General features: G+C 69.3%; 12 protein-coding genes and 1 pseudogene. 6 read left to right on the top strand and 7 right to left on the bottom strand.

Going from position 1 to position 12,818, the window contains the following annotated elements; genetic code table 11:
• Positions 1-13 precede the first annotated feature (13 nt).
• Positions 14-1,171 carry an ABC transporter substrate-binding protein gene (locus PSQ40_RS16475; RefSeq protein WP_273952969.1) on the top strand — a complete coding sequence of 386 codons (1,158 nt, stop codon included), beginning with the start codon at positions 14-16 and terminating at the stop codon, positions 1,169-1,171.
• Positions 1,172-1,219: 48 nt separating this feature from the next.
• Here PSQ40_RS16475 and argE read toward each other — a convergent pair whose 3' ends face one another.
• Positions 1,220-2,386 (bottom strand): acetylornithine deacetylase, encoded by a 1,167-nt coding sequence (gene argE, locus PSQ40_RS16470; protein WP_273952967.1) that lies wholly within the window; start codon positions 2,384-2,386, stop codon positions 1,220-1,222.
• An 84-nt stretch (positions 2,387-2,470) separates the two neighbouring features.
• On the opposite strand from argE, the gene PSQ40_RS16465 reads away from it, so the two are divergent.
• From PSQ40_RS16465 to PSQ40_RS16455, 3 genes and pseudogenes are all read left to right on the top strand, one after another.
• Complete coding sequence (locus PSQ40_RS16465) at positions 2,471-3,673, top strand: M20 aminoacylase family protein (RefSeq protein WP_273952965.1); 1,203 nt, start codon at positions 2,471-2,473, stop codon at positions 3,671-3,673.
• A 2-nt stretch (positions 3,674-3,675) separates the two neighbouring features.
• Positions 3,676-4,770 (top strand): annotated as a pseudogene (locus PSQ40_RS16460) (M14 family metallopeptidase).
• A 233-nt stretch (positions 4,771-5,003) separates the two neighbouring features.
• Complete coding sequence (locus PSQ40_RS16455) at positions 5,004-5,258, top strand: acyl-CoA-binding protein (RefSeq protein WP_273952963.1); 255 nt, start codon at positions 5,004-5,006, stop codon at positions 5,256-5,258.
• A 107-nt stretch (positions 5,259-5,365) separates the two neighbouring features.
• Here the strand turns inward: PSQ40_RS16455 and PSQ40_RS16450 are convergent, their stop codons facing one another.
• From PSQ40_RS16450 to PSQ40_RS16425, 6 genes are all read right to left on the bottom strand, one after another.
• Positions 5,366-5,827: a GNAT family N-acetyltransferase gene (locus PSQ40_RS16450; RefSeq protein WP_273952961.1), complete on the bottom strand. Its 462-nt coding sequence runs from the start codon at positions 5,825-5,827 to the stop codon at positions 5,366-5,368.
• An 82-nt stretch (positions 5,828-5,909) separates the two neighbouring features.
• Positions 5,910-6,890, bottom strand: coding sequence for a Bug family tripartite tricarboxylate transporter substrate binding protein (locus tag PSQ40_RS16445; protein ID WP_273952959.1), 981 nt, complete (start codon positions 6,888-6,890; stop codon positions 5,910-5,912).
• A gap of 48 nt (positions 6,891-6,938) precedes the next feature.
• On the bottom strand, positions 6,939-7,331 hold the full coding sequence (locus tag PSQ40_RS16440; RefSeq protein WP_273952958.1) for a VOC family protein: 393 nt from the start codon (positions 7,329-7,331) through the stop codon (positions 6,939-6,941).
• Between the two features lie 216 nt (positions 7,332-7,547).
• Positions 7,548-8,459, bottom strand: coding sequence for a hydroxymethylglutaryl-CoA lyase (locus PSQ40_RS16435; RefSeq protein WP_273952956.1), 912 nt, complete (start codon positions 8,457-8,459; stop codon positions 7,548-7,550).
• Positions 8,456-9,700 (bottom strand): CaiB/BaiF CoA transferase family protein, encoded by a 1,245-nt coding sequence (locus PSQ40_RS16430; RefSeq protein ID WP_273952955.1) that lies wholly within the window; start codon positions 9,698-9,700, stop codon positions 8,456-8,458. The genes PSQ40_RS16435 and PSQ40_RS16430 overlap by 4 nt, the downstream gene beginning before the upstream one ends.
• Before the next feature lie 102 nt (positions 9,701-9,802).
• Entirely contained in the window at positions 9,803-10,327 is a 525-nt protein-coding gene (locus PSQ40_RS16425; RefSeq protein WP_273952952.1) for a MarR family winged helix-turn-helix transcriptional regulator, read from the bottom strand.
• 111 nt (positions 10,328-10,438) lie between these two features.
• On the opposite strand from PSQ40_RS16425, the gene PSQ40_RS16420 reads away from it, so the two are divergent.
• A complete protein-coding gene (locus tag PSQ40_RS16420) occupies positions 10,439-11,440 on the top strand; it encodes a Bug family tripartite tricarboxylate transporter substrate binding protein (protein WP_273952950.1) in 1,002 nt (333 codons plus the stop codon).
• A 44-nt stretch (positions 11,441-11,484) separates the two neighbouring features.
• On the top strand, positions 11,485-12,810 hold the full coding sequence (locus tag PSQ40_RS16415; RefSeq protein ID WP_273952948.1) for a sulfatase family protein: 1,326 nt from the start codon (positions 11,485-11,487) through the stop codon (positions 12,808-12,810).
• Positions 12,811-12,818 lie beyond the last annotated feature (8 nt).

Here is a 12,818-nt window from a genome sequence, read left to right as displayed (position 1 = left end):
TCTGGAGTTTGTCATGGATCCGTCCGCCGCGTTCAAGGCCCCGAGCCGGCGCCGCTTTGCCTGGGGCACGGCGGCGCTGCTGGCCGCGCCCGGGCTGGTCCGCGCCGAGGCGGACCGGGCGCTGGTGCTGGGCCAGTCGGTGGCGTTGACCGGGCCGGCCGCGCAGTTGGGCCTGCAGTACGTGCAGGGCGCTCAACTGCTGCTGGAGCGCGTCAACGCGCGCGGAGGTGTGGCGCGCCGGCCCCTGACCCTGCGCATCCTGGACGACGGTTACGAGGCCGACCGTTGCGCAGACAACACACGTCGCCTGATCCAGGACGAGGTGTTTGCGCTGTTCGGCTACGTCGGCACCCCGACCAGCCTGGCCGCCTTGCCCTTGGCCACCCAGGCGCGCCTGCCCTTTGTGGCGCCCCTCAGTGGCGCGGGGGCGCTGCGCGAGCCTTTCAACCGCCAGGTGTTCCACGTGCGGGCTTCCTATGACGCCGAGGCCGAGTTGATCGTCAGCGACCTCGTGCGGCGCGGCCACCGGCGCGTGGGCGTGCTGCTGCAAAACGATGCCTTTGGCCAATCCGGGCTGCTGGCGCTGACGCGGGCGCTGCAGGGGGCGGCGTTGCGCTCGGTGGCGCAGGCGACGGTGGAGCGCAACTCGCTCGATGTGGCCACTGCCGTGCGCACCCTGGTGGTGGCCCAGCCCGACGCCATGGTGTTGGCCTGCACCTACCAGGCCAGCGCCGCCTTTGTGCGGGCATCGCGCAAGGCGGGCTACACCGGGACTTTTCACAACGTGTCGTTTGTCGGCACCCAGCCCCTGGCGCGCGCGCTGGGGCCGGAGGGCGCCGGGGTGGTGATTTCGCAGGTGGTGCCGTCGCCGCACAGTGCCACCCATGCCTTGTCGCAGGGGTTTCGCCAGGCCGTGCTGCAGGGCGGCAACCGGGTGCAGCTCAACCACTCCAGCCTGGAGGGGTACCTCGCGGCCGCCGTGCTGGTGGAAGGCCTGAAGGCCGCCGCCCGGCAAGGCCCGCTGAGCCGCGAGGGGCTGGTGGAAGGCCTGGAGTCGCTGGGGCAGCGCCAGGTGGTGGGCTTTCCGATCTCGCTCAGCCGCCAGAACCACCAGGCGTCGCGCTTTGTCGAGCTGTCAACCTTGTTGAGTGACGGCTCGGTCCAAACCTGAGCCCGCAGGGTGGGGCCGGGCGCTGCGGACGCCGGGCCCGGTGGGGCGTCAGACCAGTTCGCTCACCGAGCGCACCCCGGCCAGGCCTTGCAGGAAGGTTTCGCAGCGGCCGAGTTGCTCCAGGCTCACGTACTCGTCGGGTTGGTGGGCCTGCTCGATGCTGCCCGGCCCGCACACCACGGTGGGGATGCCGGCCTGCTTGAAGATCCCCGCTTCGGTGCCGAACGCCACCAGCGTGGTGCCTTGGGCGCCGGCCAGGCGCTGGGCCAGGCGGGTGACGGCGTCGTCGGCCGAACCGAGAAACGCCGGCACCTCGCAGATCGGCTCAAAGCGAAAGCCCGCCTCGGGCGCCACCTGCTGCATGCGCGGCTCGAGCGCGCGCGCATGGGCCAGCACCTCGGCCTGCATCTGGGCCGCGTCGGCGGTGGGCAGGTTGCGGAACTCGTAGCGGAACTCGGCGTCGCGCGGCACCACGTTGTCGGCGATGCCGCCGTGGAACTGGCCCACGCTGGCGGTGGAGTAGGGCACATCAAAGCCGTCGTAACGCGCTTCGTGCTGTTCAAAGCCCTCGGCCATGTCGCGCAGTTTGCCGACCAGGCGGGCCGCCATTTCGATGGCGTTGACCGAGCGCGGGGTCAGCGAGGAATGGGCCTCCTTGCCGCGCACGCAGCACTTGTAGCGGTACACGCCCTTGTGGGCGATGGCCGGCACCATCAGCGTGGGTTCGCCCACGATGCAGGCCAGTGGGCGGATGCCGGCGTCGCGCAGGTCGGCGATCAGTTCCTTGACGCCCAGGCAACCCACTTCTTCGTCGTAGCTCAGGGCCAGGTGCACGGCAAACGGGGCCGGGCTGTTGAGGTAGGCCTCGGCCTGCGCCAGCGCCAGGCCGATGAAGGCCTTCATGTCGGCCGAGCCGCGCCCGTACAGGCGGCCGTCCTGCACCGCGCCGGACAGCGGGTCCAGGCTCCAGGCCTGGCCGTCCCAGGGCACGGTGTCGGTGTGGCCCGACAGGATCACGCCGGCCGGTTTGCCCTCGCCGAGGGTGGCAAACAGGTTGGCCTTGGTCTTGTCGGCGTTGTAGGTGAGGCGGCTTGAGACCCCCAGGCGCGCGAGTTCGTCGCGCACAAAGTGGATCAGCGTGAGGTTGGAGTTGCGGCTGACCGTGTCCATCCGGACCAGCGTCTGCGCGAGTTCAAGGGCGTGGTTGGAAATCATCGTTGTCATTGTGGAGGATTTGCCCTGATGGCGCAGAACTTGCAGGATTGCTAGACTGAAACATTCAGCGTTTACTACATCACCATGCAAGTCATCGACTCGATCCTGGCCCAGGCGGCGAGCATCGCTGCGGTTCGCCGCGACATCCACGCCCACCCCGAACTCTGTTTTGAGGAGCAACGCACCGCCGACCTGGTGGCGCAAAAGCTCACCGAGTGGGGCATCCCGGTGCACCGGGGCCTGGGCACCACGGGCGTGGTCGGCATCATCAAGGGCGGCGACAGCCCGCGTGCCATCGGCCTGCGCGCCGACATGGACGCCCTGCCGATGCAAGAGTTCAACACCTTCGAGCACGCCAGCCGCCACCCCGGCAAGATGCACGCCTGCGGCCACGACGGCCATGTGGCCATGCTGCTGGCCGCGGCCCAGCACCTGGCGCAGCACCGCCACTTTGACGGCACCGTGTACGTGATCTTCCAGCCGGCCGAAGAGGGCGGTGGCGGCGCGCGCGAGATGATCGCCGACGGCCTGTTCGAGCAGTTCCCCATGGACGTGGTCTATGGCATGCACAACTGGCCGGGCATGCCGGTGGGCACCATGGCGGTGAGCCCCGGCCCGGTGATGGCCTCGAGCAACGAGTTCAAGATCACCGTGCGCGGCAAGGGCGGCCACGCGGCCCTGCCGCACACCGGCATCGACCCGGTGCTGGTGGCCTGCCAGATGGTGCAGGCCTTCCAGACCATCATCACGCGCAACAAGAAGCCGGTCGAGGCGGGCGTGATCTCGGTCACCATGATCCACGCCGGTGAAGCCACCAACGTGATCCCCGACAGCGTCGAGCTGCAGGGCACGGTGCGCACCTTCACGCTCGAGCTACTGGACCTGATCGAAACCCGCATGGAAGACATCGCCCGCAACCTCTGCGCGGCCTTCAATGCCGAGTGCGACTTCGAGTTCGTGCGCAATTACCCGCCCACCATCAACCACCCCGCCGAGGCCGAACTGGCACGTCAGGTCATGGTGCAAGTGGTCGGCGCCGAGCGCGCGCTGGCCCAGGAGCCCACCATGGGCGCCGAAGACTTCTCCTACATGCTGCAAGCCAAGCCGGGCGCGTACCTGTTCATTGCCAACGGCGATGGCACGCACCGCGAAATGGGCCATGGCGGCGGCCCGTGCATGCTGCACAACCCGAGCTACGACTTCAACGACGAACTGATCCCGCTGGGCGGCTCCTACTGGGTGCAGCTGGTCGAGGCCTGGTTCCGCCAGCCCACCTCGGTGCGTTGAGCATGGCCGCCGCAGCGCAGGCGTTTTCGGCCAGCTACCGCGAGGCGCGCAGCCGTTTCCTGGCGGCGGCCGACGCGCTGGGGCTGCCACCGCAATCGCACCTTCACCCGCTGCCCGGGCGCGACGGCGAAGTGCTGGCGATGGACGTGGTGCGCGACGGCCCGGCCGACGCGCAGGCCGTGCTGATCCTCAGCAGTGGCTGCCATGGGCTCGAAGGCTACTGCGGTTCGGGTGTGCAGTTGTTTGCGCTGCAGGACGCCGAGTGGCGCGCCCATGCGCATGCCGCGGGCGTGGCCGTGTTGTACGTGCACGCGCTCAACCCCTACGGCTTCTCGCATGGGCGGCGGGTCACGCATGAGAACGTCGACCTGAACCGCAATTTTCAGGACTTCAGCCAGCCCCTGCCCGACAACCCCGACTACCGCGAACTCGCGCCGCTGCTGCTGCCCGAGGTCTGGCCGCCCGACGCGGCCAACCAGGCTGCCCTGTAGCGCTTTCTGGTCGAGCGCGGCGAAGACGCCTTCCGCTCGGCGGTGGCGCGTGGCCAACATGAATTTCCCCAAGGCCTTTTCTTTGGGGGGCACCAGCCCACCTGGAGCCACTTGACCCTGCGCCAGGTGCTGCGGCAGCACGCCACGCGCGCCCGGCGTCTGGGCTGGATCGACGTGCACACCGGCTTGGGGCCGTCGGGTGTGGGCGAGCGCATTTTTGCCGGCCGCAACGACCCGGCCACGGTGGCCCGGGCGCGCGCCTGGTGGGGCGGCGGTGGCGCCACCCCGGTGACCTCGATCTACGACGGCTCGTCCAGTTCGGCCTTCCTCACCGGGCTGATGTGGGACAGTGCCTACCAGGAATGCCCGCAAGCCGAGATCACCGGCATCGCGCTCGAGTACGGCACCCAGCCGCCGATGGTGGTGCTGCAGGCGCTGCGCGCCGAGCAGTGGCTGCAGTTGCACCCCGAGGCGCCCCGCGCGCAGGCCGATGCCATTCGACAACAGGTGCTGGAGGCCTTCTACACCGACACCGACGACTGGAAGCAGCAGGTCGTCCAGCAAGCCCGGCAGGCCTTGTTTCAGGCCGTCGACGGCCTGGCCTGAGCGCCCACAGCGGGCCCCGGGCCCCGGGCCCCGCCCTGCGGGCCCTGAATTGAACAGTTCGCGACAGTGTTGAACGGGATTGGCTCGTCCCCGTGCGAGGCCACGCTGGCGCGGCTTAAGATGTTTGGCTGGGCTCTGACCGGGTGGCCGTGGGCTGTCCTGGCGGGGCCGAGGCCCGGAGGTCGGCCCCAGAGCCGACGGGCTGTCCCCTCACCAACAAGGAAACAAACACCATGTCCGACCTGAACACCCTGTTCGAAGCCGCAGTGGCCAACTCCAAGAACCTCAGCGAGCGCCCCGACAACCCCACGCTGCTGAAGATCTACGCCCTGTACAAGCAGGCCACCCAAGGCGACAACACCGAGAAGAAGCCCGGCTTCACCGACCAGGTCGGCCGCTTCAAATGGGACGCCTGGGAAAAGCTCAAGGGCAAGAGCACCGACGAGGCCAAGCAGCTCTACATCGACCTGATCCAGTCGCTGAGCTGATACCGCTGGCGGCCGTTCAGCTGCGGGCCAGACGCGCCGCCCGTTGCTCGTCGCCGCCACTGTCCGCCAAAGCCACCGTCCCCAGCCGGGTGCCGCGGGCGCCGCGCTCACACGCGGCGGGTCATGAACAGGCTGTGCGGATCGGGCCGGTAGGCCCCGAAGGGCCCGCAGTCCTCGAAGCCGTTGCGCCGGTACAGCGCATGGGCCGGCGCGAACGAGGCGTGGGTGCCGGTCTCCAGGCTCAGCCGCTGCAAGCCGATGCGGCGCGCGTGCGCCAGGATGTGGGTCAACAGGGCCTGGCTGACGCCTTGCCGCAAAAAGTCGCGGTGGGTGCGCATCGACTTCAGCTCACCGTGGTGGGCGTCGAGTTTTTTCAGGGCGCCGCAGCCGCACAGCGCCCCCTCGCGCCAGACCGACCACAGGGTGATGTCGGGGTGGCGCAGGGCCTCCAGCGGCAAGGCGTGCACGCTCTCGGGCGGTGTGTCGGCCTGCATGCCGGCCAGATGCTCGCGCAGCAGGGCTTGGATCTCGGGACCGCTGAGGTCGTCTTGGCGGATGTCGAAAGTCATGTGGGCGTTCCAGGGCCAGCCCCCTTGGGCCGCCGCTGGCTGCCACTTTAGGGCATCGGGCCCTGCCCTGCCAAGGGGCGGTTCACTCGACTGTGATGCGGGCCGTCTGGATGATCTGCCCCCAGCGTTTCAGCTCGGACTGGGTGAAGTCGGCCAGCTGTTTGGGGCTCATCTGTTCGACGTCGGTGCCCGAGTCCTCGGCCTTCTTGCGGGCCTCGCCCGAGCTCAGGATGCGGTTGATTTCGGTGTTGAGCGTCTGCACCACATCGGCCGGGGTGTTGGCCGGGGCGTAGAGCGCAAACCACGAATCCAGTTCAAAGCCACGCAGGCCGGCCTCGGTGGTGGTGGGCACATCGGGCAGCGAGGTCAGGCGCTTCTGGCTGGTCACCCCCACGCCCTTGAGGCGGCCGCCCTGGATCTGGCTCACCACGCCGGCTGGGGTGGTGATGAAGAGGTCCACCTGGCCCGCCATCAGGTCTTGCACCGCGGGGCCGGAGCCCCGGTAGGGGATGTGGGTGATGAAGGTGCCGGTGAGCTGCTTGAACAACTCGCCCGCGATGTGCTGGATCGAGCCGTTGCCCGAGGACGCGTAATTCAGCTTGCCCGGGTTGGCCTTGGCGTAGGCGATCAACTCCGTGAGGTTGTTCACCGGCAGCTTGGGGTTGATGGCGATCACCTGGGGCGCGCGCGTCATCATGGCCACTGGCGTGAAGTCCTTGATCGGGTCCCAGCCGGCCTGCTTGAACAGGTGCGGGTTGCCGACGTGGTAGCCGCTGTAGGACACCAGCAGGGTGTAGCCGTCGGGCTTGGCGCGGGCCACCAGCTGGTTGCCGATGTTGCCCGAGGCGCCGGGCTTGTTGTCCACGATCACCGACTGGCCCAGCGCGCGGCTCAGGGGTTCGGTGATCAGTCGCGCCGTGAAGTCGGTGGTGCCGCCGGGCGCGGTCGGCACCACCAGGGTGATGGGGCGCTGCGGGTACTTGCCCTGGGCCCCCGCGGGGGCGCCCAGGCTGGCGCCTACGCTGAGGGCGGCGATCTGGCTCAAAAGATGGCGTCGTTGCATGGCGTTGTCTCCGTTGTTGTTGTTCGTCGGGGGCGGCCGAGGCGGGGCTCAGGCCAGTTCGGAAATCTCGATCAGGTTCAGGTCCGGGTCACGCACATAGACCGAACGGATCTTCTGCGTGGCGCCGGTGCGCATCACCGGGCCTTCGATGATGGGCCACTGGGCGGCTTGCAGGCGGCTGATCACCTCGGTCAGCGGGAGGCTGGCGATGAAGCACAGGTCCAGTGCCCCGGGCACAGGCAGGTGGGCCTTGGGCTCGAACTCGCGGCCGCGCACATGCAGGTTGATCTTCTGGTGGCCAAACTTGAAGGCCTTGCGCTCCACCGGCGGCGTGCCGCCAATGAAGCTCTCCAGTTGCATGCCGAGCACGCGGGTGTAGAAGTCCACGCAGGCGGCTTCGTCGTGGGTGGTCAGGACCAGGTGGTCCAGGTGGTCGATCATGGGGACTCTCCAGTGATGTCAAACAATCTCAGAACGGCCGGCCGCCGCCGGGCCGCTCCCAAGGCGGCCGGGGCCCCCTCGGGGGGCAGCGACCCACACGAAGTGGGGGAGCGTGGGGGCGTCGCATCCCATCCGGCCGCCGCCGGGCCGCCCCCAAGGCGGCCGGGGCCCCCTCGGGGGGCAGGGAGCGACACGCAGTGCGCGACCGTGGGGGCATCATTGCGTTATGGCCGGGTGCAGGTCCTGGATTCGGCCGGCTTTGGCGACCTGGCCGGGGACCTCATGGCCGACGATGGCGGGCAGCTCGCGTGCCACGGTCAGCAGGCGGGGCAGGTCGATGCCGGTGTCGTAGCCCATGGCGTCGAGCATGTGGATGGCGTCTTCGCTGCTGATGTTGCCGCTGGCGCCCGGCGCGTAAGGGCAGCCGCCCAGGCCACCGAGCGAGCCGTCAAAGCGCGTGATGCCGGCCTGCACCGCGGCCAGCACATTGGCCAGCCCCATGCCGCGCGTGTTGTGGAAGTGCAGCGTCAGCTGCAGCGCGGGAAAGCGGGCCTGCAAGGCCTCGCACACTGCACTCACCTGGGCTGGGTGGGCCATGCCGGTGGTGTCGCAAATCGTCAGGCCACGCACGCCCAAATCGGCAAAGCGGTCGGCAAAGCGCAGCACCTCGGACAGCGGCACATCGCCTTCCATGGGGCAGCCAAAGCAGGTCGACAGCGACACATTGATGGGCGTGGCGCCGTTGACGTGGCGGATCACGTTGGCCAGCGCCTCGAAGCTGCTTTCACGCGGCATGCGCAGGTTGGCCAGGTTGTGGGTTTCCGAGGTCGACATCACCAGGTTCAGCTCGTCAGCCCGCGATTCGAGCGCCCGCTCGGCGCCGCGCAGGTTGGGTACCAGCACCGTGTACTCCACGCCGGGGACCCGCTGGATGCGGCCCATCACCTCTTCGGCGTCGCGCAGCATGGGGATCGCCTTGGGCGAGGTGAACGAGGTGACCTCGATCTTGGCGTAGCCGCAGGCGCTGAGCGCGTCGACCAGGGCCACCTTGGTGTCGGTGGGGATGAAGTTGGGCTCGATCTGAAAGCCGTCGCGCGTGGCGACTTCGTTGAAGTGGATGCGGGTCATGCGGGGTCCTTCTGAGGGGCGGCCTGGCCCACGATGCCGCGGTCCTTCAAGGCCTGGATCTGCTCGGCGCTGAGGCCGATTTCGCGCAGCACGGCGTCGCTGTCCTGCCCCACGCCCAGCGGGGCGTTGCGGCGGTGGCTGCCCGGCGTGCGCGAGAGCTTGGGGATGATGCCGGGCACGGCCAGTGCGCTGCCGTCGGGCATCTGCACCTGTTCGATCATGCCGCGCGCCTGGTAGTGCGGGTCGGCCGCGATGTCGGCCACGGTGTAGATGCGGCCGGCCGGCACGGCGGCGCGGTCCATGGCGGCCAGCACCTCGTCGACGCTCAGCTGTGCCGCCCAGGCGCCAATGGCGGCGTCGATCTCGGCGATGCGCGCCACGCGCCCCGCGTTGTCGGCCAGCGCCGGGTCTTGGCCCAGGTCGTCGCGGCCCATCTCGTGCATCAGGCGCTTGAAGATGCTGTCGCCGTTGCCCGCGATCAGCGCGTAGCCGCCGTCCGCGCAGCGGTAGGCGTTGCTGGGCGCGATGCCGGGCAGGGCGCTGCCGGCCGGGCCGCGCACCGCGCCAAAGGCGCTGTACTCGGGCAGCAGGCTTTCCATGCAGTTGAACACCGCCTCATACAGGGCCACGTCGATGACCTGGCCCTGGCCGCTCTTGTGGCGCTCTTGCAGCGCCATCAGGATGCCGATCACGCCGTGCAGCGATGCCAGGGTGTCGCCGATCGACACGCCCACGCGCACCGGCACGCGGCCTGGTTCGGCCGTGAGGTGGCGCAGCCCGCTCATGGCCTCGGCCACCACGCCAAAGCCCGGCTTGTCGCGGTAGGGGCCGGTCTGGCCGTAGCCGCTGATGCGCAGCATCACCAGGCGCGGGTTCAGGGCCAGCAGGGCGTCCGGGCCCAGGCCCCAGCCCTCCATGGCGCCCGGTCGGAAGTTCTCGATCAGCACATCGGCCTCGGCGGCCAACTGGCGCACGATGGCCTGCGCTTCGGGGGCCTTCAGGTCCAGGGCCAGCGAGCGCTTGTTGCGCGACTGCACCTGCCACCACACCGAGGTGCCGTCCTTGAGCAGGCGCCATTTGCGCAGCGGGTCGCCGCTGCCCAGCGGCTCGATCTTCACCACGTCGGCGCCGAAGTCGGCCAGGGTCTTGGCGGCAAACGGGCCGGCAATCAACTGGCCCAGTTCCAGGACCTTGAGCCCGGCCAGGGGGCCGGTGGCGGGGGAGAATTCGGTCTGTGTCATGGCCGCGGAGTGTGCCGCGCCGCGAGCGACCTTGTCCATTTGCGATGGCAGCCAGGTGTTTCGCGTTTTGCGAAGGCTGGGGGTGGGTTTCCCCGGGGCTGTTCAGGGGCTGCCGGGGGGCCGGCCCTTGCCTCGGTGTCGGTCGGCTTTGGGCAGGTCGGCGGGCAGGGGCAGGGCATCGGCCTGCGCCTGCAGGGTGTTGAGCAGGCCGTCGAGCAGCGCCACCTGCTCGGGGCTGAGCGCGGCCAGCAGTTGCTGGTTGATGGCGCAGACCTCGGGGAACAGCGCTTGCACGATTTCGGCGCCGCGTTCGCTGAGGTGCAACACCACGCGGCGGCGGTCGCCGGGCCGGGTTGTGCGGAGGATCAGCTGCTTCTCACACAGCGAGCTGATGGCCTTGGAGGTGCGTGCGCGGTCCAGCTGGGCTCGTTGTGCCAGGGCCGACGGGCTCTGGCCGGGCGCCTGGGCCAGCAGCGACAGCAGTCGCCATTCGCGCCGGGTGATGCCGTGGCGGCCCTCGCAAAGCCGGATCACCGGCCCCCCGCCCTGGGCCAGCAGGCGGCTGAGCCGGTACAGCAGCAGGTCGTCAATGGCCTCGGGGGCCAGCAGGCGCAAGGGGCGGCTCATGCAGAGGGTGAGGGTTTTCTCGGAGGATGGTTGATTTCAACAATCAACGGGGTGGCCCCTAAAGTGTGCCTGAGGCCGCTTTGACCGGCCTCCCCTCAGGAGACCCGCGCCATGTCCGAGAATTTGCCCACCCCCCGCTTGAATCGCCGCCAGACCCTGGGGCTGCTGGCCAGCCTGCCGGGGGCGGCACTGGCGCAGAGCGCCGACTTTGCCGCGCGACCGACCCGCGTGCTGATTGGCACGCCCGCCGGCGGCACCCAGGACGTGCTGACCCGCGCGGTGGCGCAGGCGGTGCGCGGCTCGCTCGGGCCCTGGGTGATCGAAAACAAGTCCGGCGCCGCCGGGCGCATCGCGGTTGAAACCGTCAAGAACGCCGAGCCCGATGGGCACACCCTGTTGCTGGGGACCGCGGGGCTCATGACCATGTTCCCCAACGCCTACCCGCGCCTGTCCTACGACCCCCTGAAAGACTTTGCACCGCTGGTCAATGCCGCCAGCTTCGAGCTGGCCATGGTGGTGCACGCATCGGTGCCCGCCAACACCCTGGCCGAGTTTGTGGCCTGGGCCCGCACCCAGGGCCAGCAGGGCGACGCGCTGAGCTTTGCGTCCTACGGGGCCGGCACGCCGTCGCACTTCTTGGGCGAGATGCTCAACCGCGCCGCGGGCCTGCGCATGGTGCATGTGCCGTACAAGGGGTCGACGCCGGCGCGGCAGGACGTCATGGGGGGCACGGTCCCGGTGTACTTCGACACCGTGGGCGGCGCCTTGTCGATGCAAGCCTCGGGGCGCATCAAGGTGCTGGCCACCAGCGGTCCGCGGCGCTCCCCGTCGCTGCCAGCGGTGCCCCATTTTGCCGAGCTGGGCTACCCCGAGGTGATCGCCACGGCCTGGTTCGCCTACTACGCGCCGGTGCGCACGCCCCCGCCGGTGCTGGACCTGCTGCGCCGCGAGTTGCTGCGCGCCGTCAACAGCCGCGAGCTGCGCCAGCAGCTGCTGCTCAACGGCATGTACCCGGTCGGTGACGGGCCCGAGGCCTTGCTGCAGACCATGCGCGACGACACCGCCCGGTGGGGCCGTATCATGAAGTCGGTGGGCTTTGTGGCGACCGACTGACCCGAGCTGTCCCCGCCCGCCCCACGTTTTGAATGACCTGATCTATGCCTGCCTCGTCCCAACGCCCCAACATCATCTTCATCGTCGCCGACGACCTGGGTTATGCCGATCTCGGTTGCTACGGCGGCCGCGCGCCGGTGTCGCCCGTGCTCGACAGCCTGGCCGCACAGGGCCTGCGCTTCACCCAGGGCTACTCGAATTCGCCGGTGTGTTCGCCGACCCGCTTTGCCATGATCACGGCGCGCTACCAGTACCGCTTGCGCGGGGCGGCCGAAGAACCCATCAACAGCAAAAGCCGGGGCAGCACCACGCTGGGCCTGCCGACCGAGCACCCCACGCTGCCGTCGCTGCTCAAGGCCAGTGGGTACAACACCGCCTTGATCGGCAAGTGGCACCTGGGCTACCCGCCGGTGTTCGGCCCGCTGCGCTCGGGGTACGACGAGTTCTTTGGCCCGATGTCGGGCGGGGTGGATTACTTCACCCACTGCGACTCGCGCGGCACCCATGACCTGTGGTTTGGCGAGGACGAGCACCGTCAGGACGGCTACCTGACCGACCTGCTGTCCGACCGCGCGGTGGACTGGGTGGGGCGCATGGCGCCCGACGCGGCCCAGGGCAAGCCCTTCTTCTTGAGCCTGCACTACACCGCGCCGCACTGGCCCTGGGAGACGCGCGACGACGAAGCGCTGGCGCAGGAGGTCAAGGACAATCTGTTTCACCTGCACGGCGGCAACATCCACAGCTACCGCCGCATGATCCACCACATGGACGAGGGCATTGGGCGCGTGATGGCCGCGTTGCGCCAGCACGGCCTGGCCGACAACACCCTGGTGGTGTTCACCAGCGACAACGGCGGCGAGCGCTTTTCGGACAACTGGCCGCTGGTGGGCGGCAAGATGGACCTCACCGAGGGGGGCATCCGGGTGCCCTGGATCGCCCATTGGCCGGCCGCCATCGCCCCCGGCCAGGTCAGCGAGCAGCACTGCCTGACCATGGACTGGTCGGCCACGATGCTGGACGCGGCGGGCGTCTCGGCCCACCCCGACTACCCGCTCGATGGCGTGTCGCTGATGCCGGTGCTGCGTGGGGCGACCCCGGCGTTCGAGCGTCCGATGTTCTGGCGCATGAACCACCGTGGCCAGCGCGCGGCGCGCCTGGGGGACTGGAAGTACCTGCGCGTGGACGGGCACGACTACCTGTTCAACCTGGTGGCTGACGAGCGTGAACGCGCCAACCACGCCAGCCGCGAGCCCGAGCGCCTGGCCGAGCTGCGCGCCGCCTGGGAGGCCTGGAACGCCAGCATGCCCCCGATCCCCGACGACGCCACCGTCAGCCTGGGTTACGGCGTCAAGGACATGCCCCAGCGCTGAGGGCGCCA

This window comes from Curvibacter cyanobacteriorum (genome assembly GCF_028649475.1).
Lineage (GTDB): Bacteria > Pseudomonadota > Gammaproteobacteria > Burkholderiales > Burkholderiaceae_C > Curvibacter > Curvibacter cyanobacteriorum.
Note: the sequence above shows the minus strand (reverse complement) of the source record. Positions and strands in the feature narration are given on the sequence as shown.